Source organism: Brevundimonas sp. AVps4, assembly GCF_058681525.1.
The window spans coordinates 2,850,732-2,871,827 of record NZ_CM178741.1 but is presented as its reverse complement, the minus strand read 5'-3'; the positions used below and the strand labels follow the sequence as shown (position 1 = coordinate 2,871,827).

22 protein-coding genes are annotated in these 21,096 nt (G+C 67.8%); 11 read left to right on the top strand and 11 right to left on the bottom strand.

What is annotated here, in order from left to right; translation table 11 throughout:
* The first annotated feature begins 14 nt into the window (after positions 1 to 14).
* The 5 genes from ACW178_RS14280 (at position 15) to ACW178_RS14260 (ending at position 3,727) form a co-directional block, all read left to right on the top strand.
* Positions 15 to 1,541, top strand: coding sequence for a sensor histidine kinase (locus tag ACW178_RS14280; protein WP_492024688.1), 1,527 nt, complete (start codon positions 15 to 17; stop codon positions 1,539 to 1,541).
* Entirely contained in the window at positions 1,538 to 1,960 is a 423-nt protein-coding gene (locus tag ACW178_RS14275; RefSeq protein ID WP_224761032.1) for a response regulator, read from the top strand. Before ACW178_RS14280 ends, ACW178_RS14275 begins: the two co-directional genes overlap by 4 nt.
* A gap of 2 nt (positions 1,961 to 1,962) precedes the next feature.
* Positions 1,963 to 3,000 (top strand): sensor histidine kinase, encoded by a 1,038-nt coding sequence (locus ACW178_RS14270; protein ID WP_191555080.1) that lies wholly within the window; start codon positions 1,963 to 1,965, stop codon positions 2,998 to 3,000.
* 15 nt (positions 3,001 to 3,015) lie between these two features.
* Positions 3,016 to 3,459 carry an NUDIX domain-containing protein gene (locus ACW178_RS14265; protein ID WP_182713277.1) on the top strand — a complete coding sequence of 148 codons (444 nt, stop codon included), beginning with the start codon at positions 3,016 to 3,018 and terminating at the stop codon, positions 3,457 to 3,459.
* A gap of 85 nt (positions 3,460 to 3,544) precedes the next feature.
* Complete coding sequence (locus tag ACW178_RS14260; RefSeq protein ID WP_183214992.1) at positions 3,545 to 3,727, top strand: CsbD family protein; 183 nt, start codon at positions 3,545 to 3,547, stop codon at positions 3,725 to 3,727.
* 63 nt (positions 3,728 to 3,790) lie between these two features.
* Here the strand turns inward: ACW178_RS14260 and ACW178_RS14255 are convergent, their stop codons facing one another.
* Genes ACW178_RS14255 through ACW178_RS14230 form a run of 6 tightly spaced genes read right to left on the bottom strand, consistent with a single transcriptional unit; the run spans position 3,791 to position 7,679 of the window.
* Positions 3,791 to 4,276 carry a hypothetical protein gene (locus tag ACW178_RS14255; protein ID WP_492024687.1) on the bottom strand — a complete coding sequence of 162 codons (486 nt, stop codon included), beginning with the start codon at positions 4,274 to 4,276 and terminating at the stop codon, positions 3,791 to 3,793.
* A gap of 52 nt (positions 4,277 to 4,328) precedes the next feature.
* Positions 4,329 to 5,507, bottom strand: coding sequence for a vWA domain-containing protein (locus ACW178_RS14250; RefSeq protein WP_492024686.1), 1,179 nt, complete (start codon positions 5,505 to 5,507; stop codon positions 4,329 to 4,331).
* Positions 5,507 to 5,845, bottom strand: a complete 339-nt coding sequence (locus tag ACW178_RS14245; protein WP_191554411.1) for a HepT-like ribonuclease domain-containing protein — start codon at positions 5,843 to 5,845, stop codon at positions 5,507 to 5,509. Before ACW178_RS14245 ends, ACW178_RS14250 begins: the two co-directional genes overlap by 1 nt.
* A complete protein-coding gene (locus tag ACW178_RS14240; RefSeq protein WP_007442198.1) occupies positions 5,838 to 6,122 on the bottom strand; it encodes a nucleotidyltransferase family protein in 285 nt (94 codons plus the stop codon). The genes ACW178_RS14245 and ACW178_RS14240 overlap by 8 nt, the downstream gene beginning before the upstream one ends.
* Positions 6,123 to 6,136: 14 nt before the next feature.
* Entirely contained in the window at positions 6,137 to 6,664 is a 528-nt protein-coding gene (locus tag ACW178_RS14235) for a GNAT family N-acetyltransferase (RefSeq protein ID WP_287106264.1), read from the bottom strand.
* Between the two features lie 16 nt (positions 6,665 to 6,680).
* Positions 6,681 to 7,679 carry a zinc-binding alcohol dehydrogenase family protein gene (locus ACW178_RS14230; protein WP_287106266.1) on the bottom strand — a complete coding sequence of 333 codons (999 nt, stop codon included), beginning with the start codon at positions 7,677 to 7,679 and terminating at the stop codon, positions 6,681 to 6,683.
* Positions 7,680 to 7,811: 132 nt separating this feature from the next.
* Between ACW178_RS14230 and ACW178_RS14225 the strand changes: the two genes are divergently transcribed.
* The 6 genes from ACW178_RS14225 (at position 7,812) to ACW178_RS14200 (ending at position 13,914) form a co-directional block, all read left to right on the top strand.
* A complete protein-coding gene (locus ACW178_RS14225) occupies positions 7,812 to 8,732 on the top strand; it encodes a histone deacetylase family protein (protein WP_419716313.1) in 921 nt (306 codons plus the stop codon).
* A 40-nt stretch (positions 8,733 to 8,772) separates the two neighbouring features.
* The gene (locus tag ACW178_RS14220; RefSeq protein ID WP_492024685.1) at positions 8,773 to 9,432 is read left to right on the top strand and encodes a histidine phosphatase family protein; all 660 of its coding nucleotides are present in this window, start codon (positions 8,773 to 8,775) and stop codon (positions 9,430 to 9,432) included.
* Between the two features lie 48 nt (positions 9,433 to 9,480).
* A complete protein-coding gene (locus ACW178_RS14215) occupies positions 9,481 to 9,732 on the top strand; it encodes an exodeoxyribonuclease VII small subunit (protein WP_054766482.1) in 252 nt (83 codons plus the stop codon).
* 79 nt (positions 9,733 to 9,811) lie between these two features.
* The gene (locus ACW178_RS14210; RefSeq protein WP_492025060.1) at positions 9,812 to 10,687 is read left to right on the top strand and encodes a polyprenyl synthetase family protein; all 876 of its coding nucleotides are present in this window, start codon (positions 9,812 to 9,814) and stop codon (positions 10,685 to 10,687) included.
* A 60-nt stretch (positions 10,688 to 10,747) separates the two neighbouring features.
* Positions 10,748 to 12,658 carry a 1-deoxy-D-xylulose-5-phosphate synthase gene (dxs, locus tag ACW178_RS14205; RefSeq protein WP_492024684.1) on the top strand — a complete coding sequence of 637 codons (1,911 nt, stop codon included), beginning with the start codon at positions 10,748 to 10,750 and terminating at the stop codon, positions 12,656 to 12,658.
* 11 nt (positions 12,659 to 12,669) lie between these two features.
* On the top strand, positions 12,670 to 13,914 hold the full coding sequence (locus tag ACW178_RS14200) for an MFS transporter (protein WP_152950841.1): 1,245 nt from the start codon (positions 12,670 to 12,672) through the stop codon (positions 13,912 to 13,914).
* Here the strand turns inward: ACW178_RS14200 and ACW178_RS14195 are convergent.
* From ACW178_RS14195 to mnmC2, 5 genes are all read right to left on the bottom strand, one after another.
* A complete protein-coding gene (locus tag ACW178_RS14195; RefSeq protein WP_287104687.1) occupies positions 13,898 to 15,592 on the bottom strand; it encodes an alkaline phosphatase D family protein in 1,695 nt (564 codons plus the stop codon). The two genes, ACW178_RS14200 and ACW178_RS14195, sit on opposite strands and share 17 nt — an antisense overlap.
* Before the next feature lie 10 nt (positions 15,593 to 15,602).
* Entirely contained in the window at positions 15,603 to 18,116 is a 2,514-nt protein-coding gene (locus ACW178_RS14190) for a TonB-dependent receptor (RefSeq protein WP_492024683.1), read from the bottom strand.
* Positions 18,117 to 18,251: 135 nt separating this feature from the next.
* Positions 18,252 to 18,695: a hypothetical protein gene (locus tag ACW178_RS14185; protein WP_287104684.1), complete on the bottom strand. Its 444-nt coding sequence runs from the start codon at positions 18,693 to 18,695 to the stop codon at positions 18,252 to 18,254.
* A gap of 66 nt (positions 18,696 to 18,761) precedes the next feature.
* Positions 18,762 to 19,214 carry a DUF6491 family protein gene (locus ACW178_RS14180; RefSeq protein WP_287104683.1) on the bottom strand — a complete coding sequence of 151 codons (453 nt, stop codon included), beginning with the start codon at positions 19,212 to 19,214 and terminating at the stop codon, positions 18,762 to 18,764.
* Between the two features lie 34 nt (positions 19,215 to 19,248).
* Entirely contained in the window at positions 19,249 to 21,024 is a 1,776-nt protein-coding gene (mnmC2, locus tag ACW178_RS14175; protein ID WP_054766476.1) for a tRNA (5-methylaminomethyl-2-thiouridine)(34)-methyltransferase MnmC2, read from the bottom strand.
* Positions 21,025 to 21,096: the final 72 nt, after the last annotated feature.

Sequence of the window (21,096 nt, the reverse complement as noted above, 5' to 3'; positions counted from 1 at the left end):
TAATGCTGCGCCGCATGAAACTTCCCTCGAGCCAAAGCTGGTCGCGGTTCAGCGATTTTGTGCGCACGCCCTCCCTGGCGCGATCCGTCACCGGCCTGCTGGTCCTGGCCTTCGTCCTGCTGCTGACGGTCAACATCTCGACCTTCGTCATGATACAGCGCACCGCCACGGTTAACGATGCGATCGAACACGCCCAGCAGATGCGCCGCCAGTCGCGCACGGTCCTGATCTCCATGCTGAATGCGGAGACCGCGCAACGCGGCTTTCTGCTGACCGGCCGCAGCGATTTCCTGACGCCCTTTGAGGAGGCGCGGGCCGCGCGCGAGCCCGCCCTGGCGTTTCTCGAAGAAGGCGCGGCGGCCGACCCGACGCTCCGGGCGCCGGTGGCCCAAATCCATAGGCTCTCCGACGCCAAGCTGAGGGAGATGGAGGCGACCCTGGCCTTGGCGCGTGAGGGCCGCATAGGCCAAGCGATCCAGACGGTGCGGTCCGGCGAAGGCAAACGCTATATGGACGAGCTGCGCCAGACCATCGACGATTTCGACGCCTTCAAGTCCGCGCGCATCGCCGAACGGACCCGCGTGTCCGAGCGCGCCGCCATGATGACCGTGGTGATGAACGCCATCACCGGCCTGCTGGTCCTGGTCCTTGCGCTGCTCTCGGCCTGGATGGTGCGGCGCTATGTCGGCGAGATTCAGCACGCGCGCGAGGAGGTGGCCGCCATCAACGCCGGCCTGGAGGACATGGTGCGCGACCGCACCGCCGCCCTGACCCGCGCCAATGAGGAAATCCAGCGCTTCGCCTATATCGTCAGCCACGATCTGCGCGCGCCCCTGGTCAATGTGATGGGCTACACCTCCGAACTGGAGCAGGCCGGAAAGATCATCGAGCGCGGGGTGGCCGAGGCCGAGGCGGAACGCGAGGTGTCGGCCGACATCGTCACCGCCGTGCGCGAAGACATGCCCGAGGCCCTGGGCTTCATCCGCGCCTCGACCGAAAAGATGGACCGGCTCATCAACGCCATCCTGCGCCTCTCGCGCGAGGGGCGTCGCAATCTCCTGCCGGAGACCCTGGACATGACCGCCATGGCTCGCAACATCGCCGACAGCGTTCACCATCAGACCGAGGCCGCCGGCGCCCAGATCGTGGTGGAGGCCCTGCCGTCGATCGAAAGCGACCGCCTGTCGATGGAGCAGATTCTGGGCAATCTGGTCGACAATGCTGTCAAATATCTGGACGCCGGCCGCCCTGGCGAAATCGTCATATCGGGCGAAGACCTGCCCGGGGGCTGGGTCGTCTATCGGGTCGCGGACAACGGGCGAGGAATCGCCGCGCGGGACCACGAACGCATCTTCGAACTGTTCCGGCGCTCCGGGAAACAGGACCGAAGAGGCGAGGGCCTGGGCCTGGCCTTCGTCCGCAACAGCGTTCGGCGCATCGGCGGCACGATCGATATCGAGTCCGAGCTTGGCAAGGGCTCGACTTTCCTCCTGAAATTCCCCAAACGACTGATCCTGTCGGAACCTGGAGGCGTACTGTGACGCAAGCCGTCAAAATCATCATGGTCGAGGATGACCACGGTCACGCCAAACTGATCGAAAAGAACATCCGTCGCGCCAACATCAGCAACGAGATCAAGCATTTCGATGAGGGCGGGGCCGCTCTGGACTATCTGTTCAGCGCGGAAATCCTGGCCAACGGCCCACTGCTGATCCTGCTGGACCTGAACCTGCCCGACATGTCGGGCACGGACATTCTGGAAAAGGTGAAGGCTGACGACCGTTTGAAGCGGGCGCCCGTCGTGGTTCTGACCACCACCGACGACAAGGTCGAAATCCAGCGCTGCTACGACCTGGGCTGCAACGTCTACATCACCAAGCCTGTCGATTATGAGTCCTTCGCCGGCGCGATCCGTCAGCTGGGTCTCTTCCTGTCGGTCATGCAGGCGCCGGAGATTTAACGATCGGACTGTCCGGCCCCATCCGTCTGCTCTACATCGACGACGACCGCGGCCTGTCGCGGCTGGTCGAGAAGGAACTGACCCGCCACGGCTACGCCGTCACCTGTGCCCCGGACGGCGACGCAGGGTTGGAGCTGCTCGCCGCCAACCAGTACGACATCTGCGCCCTGGACCACTATATGCCCAGCCGGGACGGTCTGGACGTCCTGCCGGACATCCTGGCCCTGCCGGCGCCGCCGCCCGTGGTCTATGTGACGGGGGCTCAGGACGGGCGGATCGCCGTCGCCGCCCTGCGCGCCGGGGCGGCGGACTATGTCATCAAGGACGTGTCCGAGGACTTCACCTCCCTGCTGCGGTCGGCCTTGGAGGACGCCCTGCTGCGCCGGCGGCTTCAGCGCGAGAACGAGATCGCCCAGGAAGAGATTCGTCTGGCCCGCGACCGCGCCGAGGCCATGCTGCGCGAGGTCAATCACCGCGTCGGCAATTCGCTGCAACTGGTGTCCAGCTTCATGTCGCTGCAGATGCGCCACATCAGCGATGAAGGCGCGCGCGAGGCTTTGCGCGAATCCCAGGCCCGGATCGAGGCCGTGGCCCACGTCCATCGCCGCCTCTACACCTCCGGCGACATGAGCCGGGTGGCCATGGACGAGTACCTCGAAGGCCTGATGGACGAGCTGTCCAAGTCGCTCGGGCCCGGCGAAGGTTCGCCTCGTCTGGTCGTCGACGCCGCTCCCCTTTGGGTTACCACGGACCAGGCCGTGTCCTTGGGCGTCGTTGTCGCCGAACTGGTCACCAATGCGGTGAAATACGCCTATCAGCCTGGGCAGGGCGGGGAGATACGCATCAGTCTGAAGCCGGACGGCGAGCATCGCGCCCTGTTGACGGTCGAAGACGACGGGCCGGGTCTGGGCGACGGAACACCCAAGGGCACCGGCCTGGGCGGCAAGATCATTTCGGCCATGGCCTCGGGCCTGCGCTCAGCCGTCGAGTTCGACGCGGCGCACAAGGGCGTGCGCGCCAAATTGGCGTTCGACCTCTAAGGTCGGATCTGCATCATGCTCCAGTTCGGCCTTCGTAATCCCGCGCTCGACTATCGCCACCGCGCCACGGCCTTCGGCGTGGTGGAGCGCGACGGCCTGATCGCCTGCGTCCGGGTCGAACGAGCGGCCGGCGCCTATTTCGATCTTCCCGGCGGGGCGGTGGATGGCGAGGAGACCGAGGTCGAGGCCCTGGTGCGCGAGTTCGTCGAGGAAACCGGCCTGTCTGTGACGCCTCTGAACCGCATCGCCGAGGCGGGCCAGTATCATCTGAAAAGCACCGGCGAGCCCCTCTGCAACGTCGGCGGCTTCTGGACCGCGACGGTCACGGCCGAGAACCCCCAGGCCAAGTGCGAGGACGATCACACCCTGGTCTGGCTGGACCCGACCGTGGCTTTGTCGCGTCTGCGCCACGACTCCCACGCCTGGGCGGTCGCGGTGTGGCTGCGTCGGGCAAGCTGAGCCTTACGGAACGGCCCGGACCCGCTCCCGTTTCTCCTTCACCTTGCAGCGCCATCGCGGCGTCGCTCGAAACAGGAGAATTCCCATGCCAGATCAAGACCGTATTGAAGGCTCCGCCAAGAATGTCGGCGGCAAGATCAAGGAAGGCGTCGGCAAGATGACCGGCGATTCCAAGCTTCAGGCTGAGGGCAAGGCGGACCAGGTCGAAGGCAAGGTCCAAAACACCGTCGGCGGCGTGAAGGACAGTCTGCGCGACAATCGCAACTGACGCGACCGACTATTCAAAGACGTTCAACGCCGTCCGCGATCGCGGGCGGCGTTTTCGTTCGGGTCAGTCATTGCCCCATAGCTTCAGCGTCAGCCCCTTGTCCTCGGTCGTCCCCACCGGTCGGCATTCCGAACTGAAGCCGCCCTGTTCGGGACGGGGGCGGCAATCCACCTCCTTGGGCCGGGGAGAGTCGGTCGGCGCCCGCGACTGAGGGCCGCACTGCAGGCCGTAGGACGAGCCGCCCTGGGCCGCCTGGGCCATCTGGCAGTCGCCCGCCATCCCCTCAGGGCGCAGGGCGTCGGGCAGATCCGGCCCCAGAGCCAGGGCCAGCTGGGCGCGAACCTCGGCCTGACAGACTTCCAGCGATCTCGCGCCGCGCAGCTGCGGGCTGCACCGCGCCCGCTCATAGCCGAACGGATCGACGAGACCCCATTCCGGAACATTGTGGGCGGGACGCGGCGGCGGGGCTTCGGCGGCGGGCGGCGCCTCCCACACCACGGTCGGAGCGGCCTGTTGGGCCAGAAGCAGCAGGGCGAAGGCGACGAGCATTCTCAGGCCTCTTTGCACTGTCGCCAGGGCGGTTTCGCCCCGGACGCGAAACCTACCTTGTCAGCGCCCGCATCGCCTTGTCGAGCCCCTCCAGCGTCAGGGGGAACATTCGGTCGTCCATCAGCTCCCGCAACAGGCCGACCGAGGCGGTGTAGCTCCAATACCGTTCCTGCACCGGGTTCAGCCACACGGACTTTTCCCACTGCTGGCGGGCCCGCTTCATCCACACCGCCCCGGCCTCCTCGTTCCAGTGTTCGACCGAACCGCCGGGCATGGTGATCTCATAGGGCGACATGGTCGCGTCGCCGACGAAGATGGCGCGCCAGTCGCCGGGATATTTGTGCAGCAGGTCCCAGGTGGCGATCCGCTCGGTGTGACGCCGCCGGTTGTCCTTCCAGACACCCTCGTACAGGCAGTTGTGGAAGTAGAAGAACTCCAGGTTCTTGAACTCGGTCCGGGCGGCCGAGAACAGCTCCTCCACCAGCTTGATATGGCCGTCCATCGATCCGCCGATGTCCAGGAACAGCAGCACCTTGATCGTGTTGCGCCGCTCGGGCCGCATCTGGATGTCCAGCCAGCCCTGGCGGGCCGTGCCGTCGATGGTGCCGTCGATGTCCAACTCTTCCGCCGCGCCTTCACGGGCGAAGCGGCGCAGGCGGCGCAAGGCCACCTTGATGTTGCGCGTGCCCAGCTCGACCGTGTCGTCCAGGTTCCTGAACTCGCGCTTTTCCCAGACCTTGACCGCACGACCATGTCGTCCGGGGCCGCCGATCCGGACGCCTTCCGGATTATAGCCGCCGTGACCGAAGGGGCTGGTTCCGCCCGTGCCGATCCACTTGGACCCGCCCGAGTGGCGTTCCTTCTGCTCCTCCAGCCGCTGTTTCAGCGTCTCCATCAGCTTGTCGAAACCGCCCAGCGCCTCGATCTGGGCCTTTTCCTCGTCGGTCAGATATTTCTCGTTCAGCAGCCGCAGCCAGTCCTCGGGGATGTCGGTCGTCAGATCTTCGCCCGCCCCGACAGATTCGACGCCCTTGAACACCGTCCCGAACACCTGGTCGAACCGGTCATAGTGTTTCTCGTCCTTGACCAGCACCGCCCGCGACAGGTGATAGAAGGTCTCGACCTCGCGGCCCGCCAGATCGCGGTCCATGGCCTCCATCAGATGAAGCCATTCCTTCATCGACACCGGAACCTTGGCGTCGCGCAGGGCGGTGAAGAAGGGCAGGAGCATCAGGCTTCACCCAGGCTGCGGAGCGCCGCGTCCAGTTGTGGCAGACTGACGCTGGCGATCAGCCAGAGGACTTCCGGCTTCAACGTTTCGTAGCTGTGCGCCACTCGATTTCGGAGACTGACGATGTCGGGCCATGGAATGTCCGGCAGTCGCGTCTTTACGGCGTCGCTCAGGAAGCGGGCGCATTCGCCTGTCCGCAACAGGTTCATGCAGACGGCGTCATAGACCAGGGTTTGACACATGAAGCCTTCCCGGCCTTCAGGCGCAATGTAGGATTTTACACGGCTTGCGGCGTCCCGGATTTCGGCTATCAGGATCGCATCGGCTTCGTCAGACAAGGATCAGGTCTTTCTCGACCTTCGTCCTGACATAGGGCCGCATGACTTCCCACGAACAGAACTCGACCGGCGTTTCCAGTCTTTCCGAAAGCAGACGCTCCGTCGTTAGAAACTCGATGCCCATCGGTCTCGAGGTGTCCACCAGCAAATCCACGTCGCTGTCCGGTCCCGCCTCGTCGCGGGCGTAGCTGCCGAACAGGCGCAGGTTGACGATGCCCTGCTCTTCCAGCCAGGGCTTAAGCTCACGCAGCTTTTCCAGCAATTCGGCGCGGGTCATGGCCGGATCATAGTCTATCCGCGCCGCAAGATGAACTCATGGTCGCGCCAGGCGCCGACCGGGTATTCATATTCGCCCGCCTTCTCGAACCCATAGGCGGCGTACAGGCGCTGAGCCTTTTCGTTGCCGCTCCAGACGCCGATCCAGAGCGGGCCGCCCGTGTTGGCCTCCATCCAGTCCAGCGACAGGGTCAGCAGCTTCGTGCCCAGGCCCAGACCCTGGGCGGCCTTGGACACATACAGGCGGCGCAGCTCCATATGCTCCGGCCGCGCCTCGGGGTGGGGCAGGCCGTTGGGACCGGCGTTGGCGAAGGCCAGGAGTTCGCCGTCCCGCTCGGCCACCCACCAGGCTGCGTTGGGTTCGGCCAGCTTTTTCCGTGTCGGTTCGGGATCGAAACTGGCGTCCAGAAAGGCCGTGAGGTCCGTCTCGGGATAGGGAATGCCGAAGCCGGTCACGAAGGTCTCGACGAAGGTCCGACGCCCCAGGACGCCCAGGGCTTCGGCGTCTCCGGGGCGGGGGGGGCGGATCAGGATCTCGGTCATGACCCGCCCCTTAGCCTCAGAAGCCGTCCAGCGCGACCTTGCCGATCGTCGAGCCGCTTTCCAACTGGCGATGCCCGTCTAGAAGGGTCTCGACCGAAAGCCGGCCCAGGTTGCGGGTCAGGGTGGTGCGGATGGCGCCGGCGTCGACCGCCTCCGACACGGCGTTCAGGATTTCGTGCTGCCGGATCATGTCGGGGGTCTGGTGGACCGGGCGGGTGAACATGAACTCCCACACGAAACCGGCCGCCTTCTGCTTCAGCAGTTCGACCGGCAGACCCTTGAAGTCGTCAATGGCGCCGATGACCCCCTGGGGCGCGACGGCGCGGGCCAGGGCCTCGAAATGGCCGGCCGTGTGGGTCAGGGATGCGATATATTTCGGCGCCCGTTCGCCGGCTTCCGTCAGGGCTTCGTCGATGGGGCGGGCATGGTCGATGACGGCGTCCGCCCCCTGGTCCAGGCACCATTGACGGGTCTCAGGGCGAGACGCGGTGGCGACGACACGCAGTTTCGTCATGGTCTTGGCGATCTGGATCAGGATGGACCCGACCCCGCCGGCGCCGCCGACGATCAGCAGGCTCTCGTCCTCGTCCCGGTCGGCTTTCATCCGGTCGAACAGCAGTTCCCAGGCCGTGATGGCGGTCAGGGGCAGGGCGGCGGCCTCGGCATAGGTCAGGGACTGCGGCTTGCGACCCACGATCCGTTCGTCCACCGCCTGACGTTCGGCGTTCGAGCCCGGACGGTCGATCTGGCCAGCGTAGAAGACCTCGTCTCCGACCTTGAACAGGCTGACCTCCGCCCCGACGCCGATCACCACGCCTGCGGCGTCATAGCCCAGGATGCTGGGCTGGTCCGGCTGCCGACTGCTGCGCACCTTTGTATCCACGGGGTTCAGGCTGACGGCCTTGACCGCAACAAGCAGATCCCGCGGGCGCAGTTCAGGCTCGGCCGCCTCGAACGCGATCAGGGCGGCGGGATCCGAAACGGGGCGGGGGCCGGTCGTGCCGATGGCCTTCATGGGGAAGCTCCTGGGTTCGTGTCGTCGCGTCCCACATCGGCGCCGATACGGTTCGGCACAAGGCGGGGGCTGCGTCTTCCTCGCCGGGCCCGTCTGGCGCGACGCCGTCGACCGTGCAAAGTCAGGGGGATGATCTCGTTGCCGATCTTCACCCATCCGTCGATGCTGGCCCATGCGCCGGGAGCCGGTCATCCCGAAAGTCCGGCCCGCCTCAAGGCGGTTCTGGACGCCCTGGACGACGCGGGCCTGGCCGCCGACCGGCGCGCTGCGACGCCGGCCGAGGTCGCGGACCTGGAGCGGGTGCATCCGGCCGCCTATGTCGCGCGCCTGCTGGACGCCTCGCCGGTGGAGGGACTGCGGGCGCTCGACGCCGACACCGTCCTGTCGCCCGGCAGCGTTCCCGCTGCGCGGCTGGCGGCGGGGGCGGCTATCGACGCGGTTCGGGCGGTGGCGCGGGGCGAGACCGCCCGCGCCTTCGCCGCCGTGCGCCCGCCCGGCCACCATGCTGAGCCGGACCGGGCCATGGGTTTCTGCCTCTTCTCCTCCGTCGCGGTCGCGGCGCGCGCAGCCCAGGCGGAAGGGATGGCGCGGGTGGCGGTGGTCGATTTCGACGTCCACCACGGCAACGGCACCCAGGCGGCGTTCGAGCGGGACGAAAGCCTGTTCCTGGCCTCGATCCATCAAATGCCCCTCTATCCGGGCACGGGCGCGGCGGATGAGGTCGGGGTCGGCAATATCGTCAATGCGCCGGTCGGGCCCCATACGCTGCGTGAAACCTGGCGCGCGACCTTCGCCGGCGGACTGATGCCGGCGCTGGAGGCCTTCCGGCCCGACCTGATTCTGATCTCGGCCGGCTTCGACGCCCATCGGCGCGATCCCCTGGCGCATCAGTCTCTGGAGGCCGAGGATTTCGCCTGGGCGACTCGCGCCGTTCTGGAGGTCGCGCGCCGGACCTGCTCAGGCAAGGTTGTGTCGGCGCTCGAGGGGGGGTACGACCTTGAAGGACTAGGCCGCTCCGCGGTCGCACACGTCGCCGCGCTCGGGGAGGAATAGGACGTATAACGCCTTGAAAGCTAAGGCCCGTCCGCTCGCCATGCCAGTCCCCGCCCTGTCTCTCGATTCGACTGAAGTCGCCGATTCCGGCCCGACCGAGGCGGTTGCGCCGCGCGCCCTGACCGGTCGGCCGGGCTCCATCACCCTGACCCGTCATGGCGAACCCGCCCTGTCGCGCAAATGCCTGATCACGGCGCGCCAGTACGGAGACTGGTGGGCGAAGTACGAGGTGGGCGGTCTGCTGGCGGGCCAGACGCCCCCGCCCGAACTGGTCGCCGCCGCCCAGGGCGCCGGCGCCATCTACGCCTCCACCCGCCAGCGGGCCCAGGAGACGGCCGCCGCCGTCGTCGCCGGGCGGGAAGTGATGTCGGACGTCATGTTCATCGAGGCGCCCCTGCCGCCGCCGCCGATCCCGGATTGGATCAAGCTGTCGCCGAAATGGTGGGGGGTGGTGTCGCGCTTCTGGTGGCACGCCTTCGATCATCACGGCGGCCAGGAGACCCGCGCCCAGGCCGAGGTCCGCGCCGAACAGGCCGCCCAGAAGCTGATCGCCCGCGCCGAGACCGGCCAGGACGTCCTGGTCTTCGCCCACGGCTATTTCAACCATATGGTCGGCGCGCGTCTGAAGGCCGACGGGTGGAAACTGGTGCATAACCAGGGCTTCAAATACTGGTCGCAGCGCCGTTACGAAAAACGCTAGCCGCATAACCGTTGATGCGGGGCGACCGGGTCTTTAGGGTCGCGCGCCATGACCGACGCCGCACCCGCCATTCCCGCCGACCTCAGCTTCGAAGACGCGCTGCAGCGTCTGGAGACCATCGTCTCGCGCCTGGAATCCGGCCAGGCGCCGCTGGAGGAATCCATCGCCCTGTACGAAGAGGGCGCCCGGCTGAAGGCCCATTGCGAGGCGCGTCTGAAGGCGGCCCAACTGCGGGTCGAAAAGATCGTGGTCGGGCCGGACGGCCAGGCCAAGGGCGTTGAGGCGGCGTCGTTCGAATGAGGCCGCATCGTCCTCTTGCGGCCAAGGGCGGTCGATCGTCTTGAACCGGGTCATCGCCGCCAATTCGCCCGAGCAGGCCGTGATCGACCGGGTCGCCGAGGTCGCCGATCTGGTGACGGTGGCGCTGGATGAGCTGTTGCCGCGCGCCGAAGGGCCGGAATCCCGCCTGACCGAGGCCATGCGCTATGCGGCCCTGGGACCGGGGAAACGGCTGCGGCCCTTTTTCGCCCTTGAGGCGGCGCGGCTGTTCGACATCGACGCGCGGTCGGTGCTGCGCGCCGCCTGCGCCCTGGAATGCGTCCATGCCTACAGCCTGGTCCACGACGACCTGCCCTGTATGGACGACGACGACATGCGGCGCGGCCGCCCGACCGTCCACCGCGCCTATGACGAGGCCACGGCGGTCCTGGCCGGCGACGCGCTTCAGACGGCGGCCTTCGACATCATTCTGCACGAGGACACCCACGACGATCCCGCCGTCCGCTGCGAACTGGCGGCCCGGCTGTCGCTGGCCTCGGGCGCGCGGGGCATGGCGGGCGGCCAGATGATCGACCTGTTGGGCGTGCGCGACGACCTGGGCGGGGTCGCCCGGATGCAACGTCTGAAGACCGGCGCCCTGTTCGCCTACGCCTTCGAGATTCCGCTGATCATCGCCGAGGCTTCGGCCCAGCATCAGCACGCCCTGATCAGCTTCGCCCATGACGTGGGCCTGGCCTATCAGATCGTCGACGATATTCTGGACGCCGAGGGTTCGGCCGAAGAAATGGGCAAGGCCGCCGGCGGCAAGGACGCGGCCCTGGGCAAGACCAATTTCGTCACCCTGCTGGGGCTGAACGAGGCGCGACAGAGGGTCGCGCTGTTGTCGGATCAGGCCCGCGCCCATCTGGAGTCCTTTGGCGATGAGGCGGAAATCCTCAGGGCGAGCGTGGACTTTGTGCTAAGGCGCCGGTCCTGATACGAAACGTCGATCGCCCTCGCGGGTTGATTGATCAGACTTTCAAGGTTTTCCCGGCTGATGCCCGACACCCCGCTTCTCGACACCGTCAAGTTTCCCGCCGACATGCGGGGCTTTGACATCGCCCAGCTCAAGCAGCTGGCGGAAGAAGTGCGAGCCGAGACCATCGACGCGGTCTCGGTGACCGGCGGCCATCTGGGCGCGGGCCTGGGGGTGGTCGAGCTGACCACGGCGCTGCACCATGTGTTCGAGACGCCCAAGGACATCCTGATCTGGGACGTCGGCCATCAGTGCTATCCGCACAAGATCCTTACCGGGCGTCGCGACCGCATCCGCACCCTGCGCCAGGGCGGCGGTCTGTCCGGCTTCACCAAGCGCAGCGAGAGCGAATACGATCCCTTCGGCGCCGCCCACGCCTCGACCTCGATCAGCGCCGCCCTCGGCTTCGCCGCCGCGCGCGACCAGAAGGGCGAGAAGAACAAGGTGGTCGCCGTCATCGGCGACGGCTCCATGTCCGCCGGCATGGCCTATGAGGCGATGAACAATGCGGCCGAGGCCACCAGCGGCCAGCTGATGGTCATACTGAACGACAACGACATGTCCATCGCCCCGCCGGTGGGGGGGATGAGCGCCTATTTAGCCGGTCTGGTGTCCGGCGGCGCCTATCAGAACGTCCGCCGCCTGGGCCGCTCCTTCGCCCAGCACCTGCCGCGTCCGTTCCGCAACGCCGCCAAGAAGGCCGAGGAATACGCCCGCGGCATGGTCACCGGCGGCACCTTCTTCGAGGAGCTGGGCTTCTACTATGTCGGCCCCATCGACGGCCACGACATGGAGAACTTGGTGCCGATCCTGAAGAAGGCGGCGGCCATCGAGGACCGGCCGGTTCTGGTTCATGTCGTGACGCAGAAGGGCAAGGGCTACGCCCCCGCCGAGAGCAGCGCCGACAAACTCCACGCGGTGGTCAAGTTCGACGTGGTCTCGGGCAAGCAGACCAAGGCCGTCTCCAACGCGCCCAGCTACACCAAGGTGTTCGGGACCGAACTGATCAAACACGCCAAGGCCGATCCGTCGATCGTCGCCATCACCGCCGCCATGCCCTCGGGCACGGGGCTGGACCTGTTCGGCCAGGCCTTCCCCGACCGCACCTATGACGTCGGCATCGCCGAACAGCACGCCGTCACCTTCGCCGCCGGCCTGGCCGCCGACGGGATGAAGCCGGTCTGCGCCATCTATTCCACCTTCCTTCAGCGCGGCTATGACCAGGTGGTCCATGACGTGGCGATCCAGTCGCTGCCGGTGCGGTTCGCCATGGACCGGGCCGGACTGGTCGGCGCCGACGGGGCGACCCACGCCGGATCGTTCGACATCGGCTTCATGGGGGCCCTGCCCCGCATGGTGCTGATGGCCGCCGCAGACGAGGCCGAACTGGCGGGCATGATCTCGACCAGCCTGGCCATCGACGACCGCCCCAGCGCCTTCCGCTATCCGCGCGGCGACGGCGTGGGCGTGGAGATTCCGGAACTGGCCGCCCCGTTCGAGATCGGCCGCGGCCGGATCGTGCGCGAGGGGACCACCGTCGCCATCCTGTCCCTGGGCACCCGGCTTCAGGAAGCGCTGAAGGCCGCTGACCTGCTGGCGGCGCGCGGCGTGTCCGCCACCGTCGCCGACGCCCGTTTCGCCAAGCCGCTGGACGCCGATCTGATCCTGCGCCTGGCCCGCGAGCATGAGGCCCTGATCACGGTGGAGGAGGGGGCCATGGGCGGCTTCGGCGCCTTCGTCCTGCAACTTCTGGCGGAGAAGGGCGCCCTGGATCGCGGGCTGAAGATCCGCACCCTGAACCTGCCCGACGTCTTCCAGGATCAGGACACGCCGGCGGCCATGTACGCCCAGGCCGGGCTGAACGCCGACCATATCGCCGCCGCCGCCGTCCAGGCGCTGGGCCTCGCGGCGGCGCGGGCCGTTCGCGCCTGACGCCCGCGCCCGTGGCCGCCGGCATTCCAACCCGGCCGGCCGGGCCGGCCTTCCTCTTCGGCTACGCCGTCGCCTATATCGGCGGCTTCATCGGCGTGGCGCCCCTGCTTCAGGTGCTTGCGCCTCTCCACGCCGAGCTTATCGGCGGCGAGGCCAAAGGCCCCCTGCTCAGTCAGGCCCTGTTCTGGGGCTGTATGGCGGCCGGGGTCGGCAACATCATCGGCGGCGCCCTCAGCGACCGCACCCGGTCCAGGCACGGGCGCAGACGGCCTTGGATCATCATCGGCGCGGTGCTGACGATCGCCAGCTACGCCGGCCTTCATCGCGCATCGACACCCGTCGGCTTCGTTCTGGCGCTCGTCGGGTTTCAACTGGCGTTCAACATCCTGCTGGCGCCGCTCCTGGCCCTCTTCGCTGATCGGGTGCCGGAAAACCGGCGCAGCGCCATGTCGGCCGTCATGGGCATGGGCTATCCTCTGGCCGCCATGATCGGGTCGGTGGTCATGGCCTGGGGACCGCAGGGCGAGGCGGCGCGGCTGGCGGTCCTGGCCGCCGTCGTCGCGGCGGCCACCGTGCCCTTCGCCCTGCTGTCGCGCGAAGATCCGCCGCCGTCGGCGCAGGTCCGCCCGGTGTTTTCGCGCTTCTCCCTAGCGAGCCTGCTTAGGCCCTTTGCAACCCGCGACTTCAGCCTGGCCTGGTCCTATCGTTTCCTGGTCGTCACCGGCTATTCGCTGGTGGCCTTTTATCTGCTCTTCTACATCGCCGACGCCATCGGCTTTGCTCGGCTGTTCCCCGGCCGGACGGCTGAGGCGGGTCATTCCCTTGTCACCGCCATCGCCGTGGTCGGGGTGGTCGCGGTCAGCGCCGTGGTCGCCGTCAACGGGTCGCGTGTGACGCGGCGAAAGCCCCTGGGGGTGACGGGGGCGGTCCTGTTGACGATCGCAGCGGCCGTCATGGCGGCGACCCCGGACTGGACCCTGGTCCTGATCGCCTTCGCCCTCTATGGCCTGGGCCAAGGCTGCTACGGCGCCGTCGATATCGCCTTGATGACTGACGTCCTTCCCTCGGCTCAGGATCGGGGCAAGGATCTGGGGCTGATCAACCTGGCCGTGACCCTGCCCCAGGCGATCGCCCCCTTGATCGCCCTGGTCCTGTTGGAGCGGCTGGATCTGGGCTTGCGCAGCCTGTTCGTGGCCGCCGCCCTGTGTTTCTTGGGAGCTGCCCTTGCGGTGGCGGCGATCAGGCGGGTGCGGTGACGTCTTCCAACGGCCCCAGGCCCGTCTCAGTCCGCGCCAGACGATAGCGTTTCAGCGTCCGGTTCTCATACGGCTTGGCCAGGATGGTGGAGACGGTGCGCAGTTCGCCGACGGCCTGATCCCGCTCCAGGGTCAGCAGCACATAGCCCTTGGCCGACTGGTCGCAGAACTTGACCTCGGGATTGGCGGCTTGCAGCGCCAGGCCCAGGGGCAGGCCGCCGACATGGTCGCCGGGCGAGGGGCTGGAAATGGCCGAGGTTCCGAACTCGACCGCCCGGCGCTCTCCGCCGTTGTCATACAGTTCATTGACCCAGAAGGCGTGGCTGTCGCCGGCCAGGACGATGGGCTCGACCCCCGCCTGTTTCATGGTCTCGTACAGACGCTCGCGTCCGGCCGGATAGCCGTCCCAGCTGTCCAGGTTGAACGGCAGGCCCAGTCTGAACAGCTGGATGGCGGTCTCGACCTGGGGGCGGACGTCGTCGGGCAGGCCGGAGACCATCTGGGCCAGCTGGGCGGGGGGCACCATCTGTTCAATGTTCGGCCCCTTGACCCGGGCCATAATGACCTGATTACCCAGGATCTGCCACGGCCGGCCGGCGGCCTTGGACTGGCGCATGGCCTCGCCCAGCCAGCGGCGTTGGGGCTCGCCCAGCAGATCGCGCGACGGGTCCTGGCGCTGGGCCTCGAAGGCGTCGAGGTCCGGCCGCCCGTCGGCGGTCTTGGGAATGTTGGCGAACTCCATCTGTTCGACGCGGGCCAGCAGCCGGGTCTCGACCATATGCAGGCTGGCCAGGTCGCCGAAGTGGAAGCTGCGGTTGATCGCCTCCTTCATTGTCCCGGCGCGGGCTTCGCGGATCGGCATCCATTCGAAATAGGCCCGTAGAGCCGCCGCCTTGCGCGCGGCGAAGTCGCCTTCGGTCGCAGGCTGATGGTTCTCGGCGCCTCGCATCCAGGTGTCGTTGGCGACCTCGTGGTCGTCCCAGACGCAGATGAAGGCGGCGCGGGCGTGGGCGGCCTGAAGGTCGGGATCGGTCTTGTACTGGGCGTGGCGCGTCCGATAGTCGGCCAGGCTGACGATTTCATGCGGCGGCAGGGGCGACCGGCCCAGCGGCGCACCGGTATTCATGCCGTAGTCGTTCGGCGCGGCGCCGTATTCATAGATGTAGTCGCCGAGGTGGACGACGGCGTCCAGTCGATCCAACTGGGAGATGGCCTCATAGGCGTTGAACAGGCCGCCCGGATACAGCTGGCACGACACCACGGCGAGGTTCACCTGGGGCGTGGCGCCCAGAGGAAGGGTGCGGACCCGACCGACGGGCGAGGTCACGCCGCGGGCGATGAACCGGTAGAAATACTCATGGCCGGGCTCCAGGCCGCGCCCATGCAGATCGTGTTTGACGGTGAAGTCGCGCTCGGCCCGGGCGGTCAGGTCGGCGGTGCGGCGCACCATGTCGGTGAAGCCGGCGTCCTTGGCCACTTCCAGAACGACCGGGATTTCCCCGGCCGACGGATCGGCCGGGGTGACGCGGGTCCAGAAGACGGCCGAATGATGATCGGGATCGCCGCTCGCCACGCCGTGCAGGAAGGCGACCTGACCGCCATCGGCGGCCTGGGCGACGGCGGGCGTCGCCGCCCCCGCGCCCAACAGACCCAGAAGGCTGCGGCGATCCAGTTTCATCGTTCGATCCTTACAGCTTCAGCTTGAACACCAGACCATAGGCCGCCGGACGACCGGCGATGAAGGTCGGCATGCCCAGGGCGTCGCCGGTGTTGCCGGCGTCCTTGATGTACTTCTCGTCCAGGACGTTTTCGCCGAAGGCTTCGAGGCCCCAGTTTCCGCCTTCCGGCGTATAGCGGACCCGAATGTTCAGCAGGCCGTAGGCGTCCTGATATTCGTCCTGGATCAGGTCCGCGACGAAGTTCTGCGTTTGCAGGGCGGGGATGTCGTTGTCGTCGCTGAAGAAGACCTTGGACTGCCAGGTGTAGGTCGGCTGGACCTCGATCTCGCCGCCCGTCGTCGGCAGGCGCCAGGTCGCGCCGATCGAGGCGGCGTGGTCAGGCGACAGGCGGAACTGGTTGCCGTCGTAGATGCCGTTCTCGAAGCGCGAGTGGTTGTAGGCGTAGGTGGCGAACAGGTCCAAGGTCGAGGCCACGGCGAAGTTCGCCTGACCCTCGAAGCCGTAAGACTTGGCCTCGCCCGCGTTCGTCGTAATGAACTGCGTGCCTTGCTGAATCGTCGTTTGGAAGTTTTCGTAGTTGTACAGGAAGACCGCGCCGTCGACGCGCAGGCGGCCGTCCAGCAGGGCCGACTTGGCGCCGACCTCATAGCTGTCCACGGTTTCCGCATCGACCGGGGTGAAGCGCGCCGCGCCGCTGGGCGCGGACGGCCCCGAGGCGCTGATGACTTCCGGGCGACGACCGCGGGCGTAGTTGGCGTACAGATTGGTCGCGTCGGTCAGTTCGTAGCGCGCCGTGAGGCGCCAGGTCAGGCCGTCGTCTTCCGAGTCGAAGTAGGAGAAGTCGCCGTTGTTGGTCGTCGGCTGGGCGGTCAGACCGAACAGCGGGAAGAGGCCGGCGGGCAGGACGGCGAAGCTCGGATTGGCCAGGGCCGCCAGGAAGCTGGGAACCTGGGCGGCGGGAACGGCGCCGGTCTGAAGACCCAGAAGAGCGCCCAGGGCCGAACGGCGCTCCACCGAACTGGCGTAGCCGGTGGTCTTGTCGTCGCGGGTGTAACGCAGGCCCGCCGACATCTCGAACCGGTCGGTGAAGGCGTAGGTGACGTCGCCGAAGACGTCATAGGAGGTCAGCTCCGACCGGTTGGTCGAGGTCTCGATATGGGCCGGGTCAAGATTGGCGGCGATCGGCGTGGCCAGGGCGCCCGCGCCCAGGGGCGTCAACAGGGCGGCCAGGGCGCCGCGCGCCACGGTGGGATAGGCGGCGAGCGGCAGGGTGCGGTCGCCGACCGTCGTCGGCGAACCGTCCAGCAGGCCGGCCAGCTGGGCCAGGGCCAGGCGTTCGTCGAACTGGGCCGGGGTGCGCTGATAGCCTTCTTCGTGGAACCAGCCGGCGCCGACAAAGCCGGTCAGGCGGCCGCCGTTGTCGAAGCCGAGGCGCAGATCTTGGCTCCATTGTTCGCCATGGGTCTCTTCCGCCGCCGTCAGGACGGGCAGGGAGACGCCGTCGGCGTCGAAGGTTTCGTAGTTGTCGAACTCGCGATAGGCGGTGGTCGAGTTCAGGGTCCAGGCGGCGTTCAGATTGATCCGGGCCAGACCGGTCAGGCCCCAGACTTCACGATCCAGTCCCAGGTCCTTGCCGCCGTCGAAGGCGCCGCCGCGCGTCAGGGCCGCGCCTTCCCAGGGCTCCTTGCCGCCCAGGACGGCGCCCGTGTCCGGGTCGGCCGGCGCATAGGCGATCGACTTGAACGAGGTGCCCGAGGCGTGGTCGTTCTGATAGTTGCCGATCACGTCGAAACGCAGGGCGTCCGACGGGGCCCAGGCGCCGGATAGGCGAACGGCCTTGGTTTCGATGCCGTTGAAGTCGTCGCCGCCCCGCAGGTTCTCGACCGAACCGCCGCGGGTCTTCAGCCGGGTCGCCAGGCGCAGGCCGGCGGTCTCGCCGACCGGCAGGTTCAGCGCGCCTTCGACCATGCGATAGTCTTCATTGCCCGCCTCGATATTGGCGTAGGCTTCGGTCTGGCCGGGCTCGGCGCGGTTCTGGACCAGGTTCACCGCCCCGATGAGGGCGCCGCGGCCGTACAGGGTCGATTGCGGGCCCTTGGCGACTTCGACGCGCGCCAGGTCGAACAGTTCGACATAGGAGCCGCGCGACTTGGAGATCGACACGCCGTCCTGGAACACCGAGACGCGGGGCTCGGCCGTGGCGGCGCCCGAGTCGGAGGTGATGCCGCGCATCACGAAGCCGGGGTTGTTCGGCGACTGGTTCTGCACCAGGAAGCCCGGCACGAAGGCCGACAGCTGTTCGAACTCCTGGATGCCGAGGTCTTCCAGGAACTGGCCGGAATAGGCGGTCAGGGCGAACGGAACCTCGATGGTCTTCTGTTCGCGCAGCTGGGCCGTGACGACGATCTCGTCCAGATCCGTCGGTCCGGCCTCTTGGCTTTGCGCCTGAGCGGCCTGGGCCATGGCCAGGACGCCGCTCAGGGCGGCCGCGGCCATCAGCCGCGTCTTCAGTTCGTTCGCCATCTTTATCCCCAACTTGGCTGAATGGCGCTCAGTAGCGGGGGGCGATGTCGTATGGACGACGAAAGCGTGCCGTCTGCATGACGCTAGGCTTGAAAATCCGCGACAAATCCACCGTGTGCGGAGGCTTTCAGCCTATCAGCTGCCGCGGCCCGCGGCGATGAAGGCGGCGATTGTCGGCCAGGTGTCGCCCCTGGGCCGCATGCTGTCGCAGGCGAAGCTCTTCAAGGCGCCGTAGATGCCGCCGGCCGGAGACGGCTCCCACGGCGTCTCCTCGGAATAGCGGTCGGTCTCCGCCCCGTCGGCCCCGATCGTCACATTCGTCGTCGTGCGCGACTGCCCGTCCGAACAGCGGATCGAGACCTCTTCGATCTCATGGCTTTGATCCGCCGCATCGCCCTGAGACGGCACACGGGCGAAGCGGGCGGCGACCACGCCGTCCACGGCGTTCAACTGGTCCAGATCGACCAGATAGGCGATCCGATCCGTCGCCGAAAAACGGCTCCAGCTTTCGGCCGCAGCGGATTGGGCCGTCAGAGTCAGGCCGGCGATCAGTGCGAATGTGGCGATTCCGCGCATCATATCCTCCCCAAGAAGAGGCGATTTGATACCCGTGATCGGCCAATTTCAAGCGGTCACGGCGTCGCGTCAGGGGCGGGCGCGATCCGGCAGGGCCTCGACCTCCGCCTCGGTCAGGGAACGGGTGATGAAGGCGCGGCAGGTGCGGTTGCCCGGCGTGGCGCTGGGGACCAGGATGTTGACCGGATCGCCGACGCAGACGTTTTCGGACACCCCGGCCGTGGGCGTGATGGCGATGGAGATAGCCGAATCCAGATCCCAGCAGCCGCCGCTGGTGTTGATCTCGAACACGTCGCCGCGGACCGAGCGCACATAGAGGTTCGCCGGCCGCTCGGCGCGGAAGTTTCGGACCTGATCGGTGCGGAAGCAGCGCGCCGCCTCGGAGCCGGTCTCGGCGAGGGTCTTCTGCGGGCCAGGGGCGGCGCAACCCGTCAAGGCGGCGCCGGTCAGCAGGCAGGCGAGGGCGGGGGCGATCAGCGTAAAGCGCATGGCGTATCCTTTCAGCTTGGCGCCACGATACACGATCCGTCTCCTTAAGTCCGTCGGCAGGCGCGGTTCAGAAGCGATCCGGCGACACCCGTTCCGCCAGGCTTGCGGGGAGGGGCGAGGGCTGGCCGGCGATCAAGGCCGCGACATGTTCGCCCAGCAGGGGCGCGATGCAGAAGCCGCGCGATCCCAGACCCGACAGAATATGGAGGCCGTCGCTCCTCAGACCCGCGACGGGCAGGCGGTCGCGGGTCGTGGCGCGCACGGCGACGCGCCGCCCGCCCTCTTGCGACAGTCGCGCGGCCAGTTGCGGCAGACGGGCCTTCAATGTCTCAAGGTTTTGGCGGCTGTCCGCGTCGCGCGGGGTCAGGTCCACGTCTCCGCGTGTGTGGGTCGCGCCGTACAGCAGGCCGGCGCCGGTGGGGGCGACATAGCCGCCCCAGGCTGCCCCTTCGACCGAGGCGCCGTCGCGCCAGTCCGCCTGACCTCTGACAGGCGACAGGGCGCCGGTCTCCAGCAGGGCCTCGACCCCCCAGCCGGCCGTCGCCACGACGGCGTCGGCCGTGACGATGATCCGACCCTGGGCGTCCAGCAGGTCCCAGCGGTCGCCCGCGCGCCGGATGCTTGCCACGGAGGCGGACAGGACGGGGGTCCCTTCCAGCCAGGCCTCCAGAATGGCGGCGGGGCGAACCACGCGGGCGTCGGCCATCATCAGACCGCCGTCGGCCTGGGCCTCGCCCAGACGGTGTTCGGCCGCAGCGGCGTCAATCACCGTCATGGCCCCCTCGCGCCACACGGGCTGGTCGGCGATCTTGGCGAAGCGGGTCCGGTCTCTCTCCGCCCGGTCTCTCTCGGCCTGGGGCAGTTGCAGCACCCCTCGGCCCAGGACGGCGCCCGGCGTGGCGTCGTACAGATGTCGCGCCCGTTCCAGCGCCTGGGCGTAGAGGCCGGCGATGGCCGCGTCTCCCGCATCCAGGCGCGGCGTCGCCAGGCCGGCGGGGAAGCCCGAACCGCCTGCGCCCGGCCGGTCGGCCTCGATAACCACCGCCGTCAGCCCCGCGGCCGCCAGGGCGCGCGCGACCGAGGCGCCGGCTATGCCCGCCCCGACGATCGCGACCTGGGGTCGGTGTTCGGCCTGTGGCGGCCCCGGCCGTCGCGCCTCCAGCCGTTCGCGCTTGCGCCCATGCCCCGGCCGCTTGTCGACCACGAAGCCTCGCTCGCTCAATCCCCGTCGCACGGCGCCGGCGACCGTGAAGGTGGCGAGACGGGCGTCGGGCGCGGATCGTTCTGCGATCCGGTCCAGGACCTGCGGCGACCACATGTCGGGGTTCAGGGCGGGCGAAAAGCCGTCCAGGAACCAGGCGTCGGCGGTCCCGCTCCATTGATCCAGCGCCCAGCCTACGTCGCCGACGGCGAGATCAAGCACGGCGTCAAACCCCGGCAGATCGACCCGGTGGAAGCCGGGCGTCGCCTCCGGCCAGGCCTCAAGCAGGGCCTCGGCCGGCTCGGCCAGTTCCGGCCAGTTGCTCAGGGCGCGACGGGCTTCCTCGACGGCCAGGGGAAAACCCTCGACGGAGAAGACGTTCAGCCGTGCGCCCTCAGGCCGCGTCCGTCGCCACAGGTCCAGCAGGGCGGCGATGTTCAACCCCGTTCCGAACCCCAGTTCCGCCACGGTGAAGCCCTGACGGCCCGCCCAGGCCCCCGGCAGATCGCAGCCCTGCAGAAAGACCGCTCGGCTTTCCGCCAGACCGTCGTCGCGCGAGAAATAGACGTCGCCGAACCGGCCCGAGCGCGGCTCGCCCTCTTCGGTCCAGGTCAGTCGGGGGGAGGCGTCTTGGGAACTCATGGGGCGGCTGTACACCCGGACGGCCGCAACGAAAAAGGCCGCCCCGAACGGAGCGGCCTTTCAGACAGGGTC

Coding starts and splice junctions, on each gene's coding strand:
- ACW178_RS14185 (WP_287104684.1), bottom strand. CDS start 18,695: ATGATGCGCGGAATCGCCACATTCGCACTGATCGCCGGCCTGACTCTG.
- ACW178_RS14265 (WP_182713277.1), top strand. CDS start 3,016: ATGCTCCAGTTCGGCCTTCGTAATCCCGCGCTCGACTATCGCCACCGC.
- ACW178_RS14235 (WP_287106264.1), bottom strand. CDS start 6,664: ATGACCGAGATCCTGATCCGCCCCCCCCGCCCCGGAGACGCCGAAGCC.
- ACW178_RS14190 (WP_492024683.1), bottom strand. CDS start 18,116: ATGGCGAACGAACTGAAGACGCGGCTGATGGCCGCGGCCGCCCTGAGC.
- ACW178_RS14215 (WP_054766482.1), top strand. CDS start 9,481: ATGACCGACGCCGCACCCGCCATTCCCGCCGACCTCAGCTTCGAAGAC.
- mnmC2 (WP_054766476.1), bottom strand. CDS start 21,024: ATGAGTTCCCAAGACGCCTCCCCCCGACTGACCTGGACCGAAGAGGGC.
- ACW178_RS14250 (WP_492024686.1), bottom strand. CDS start 5,507: ATGCTCCTGCCCTTCTTCACCGCCCTGCGCGACGCCAAGGTTCCGGTG.
- ACW178_RS14230 (WP_287106266.1), bottom strand. CDS start 7,679: ATGAAGGCCATCGGCACGACCGGCCCCCGCCCCGTTTCGGATCCCGCC.
- ACW178_RS14280 (WP_492024688.1), top strand. CDS start 15: ATGAAACTTCCCTCGAGCCAAAGCTGGTCGCGGTTCAGCGATTTTGTG.
- ACW178_RS14260 (WP_183214992.1), top strand. CDS start 3,545: ATGCCAGATCAAGACCGTATTGAAGGCTCCGCCAAGAATGTCGGCGGC.
- ACW178_RS14255 (WP_492024687.1), bottom strand. CDS start 4,276: ATGCTCGTCGCCTTCGCCCTGCTGCTTCTGGCCCAACAGGCCGCTCCG.
- dxs (WP_492024684.1), top strand. CDS start 10,748: ATGCCCGACACCCCGCTTCTCGACACCGTCAAGTTTCCCGCCGACATG.
- ACW178_RS14220 (WP_492024685.1), top strand. CDS start 8,773: ATGCCAGTCCCCGCCCTGTCTCTCGATTCGACTGAAGTCGCCGATTCC.
- ACW178_RS14195 (WP_287104687.1), bottom strand. CDS start 15,592: ATGAAACTGGATCGCCGCAGCCTTCTGGGTCTGTTGGGCGCGGGGGCG.
- ACW178_RS14240 (WP_007442198.1), bottom strand. CDS start 6,122: ATGACCCGCGCCGAATTGCTGGAAAAGCTGCGTGAGCTTAAGCCCTGG.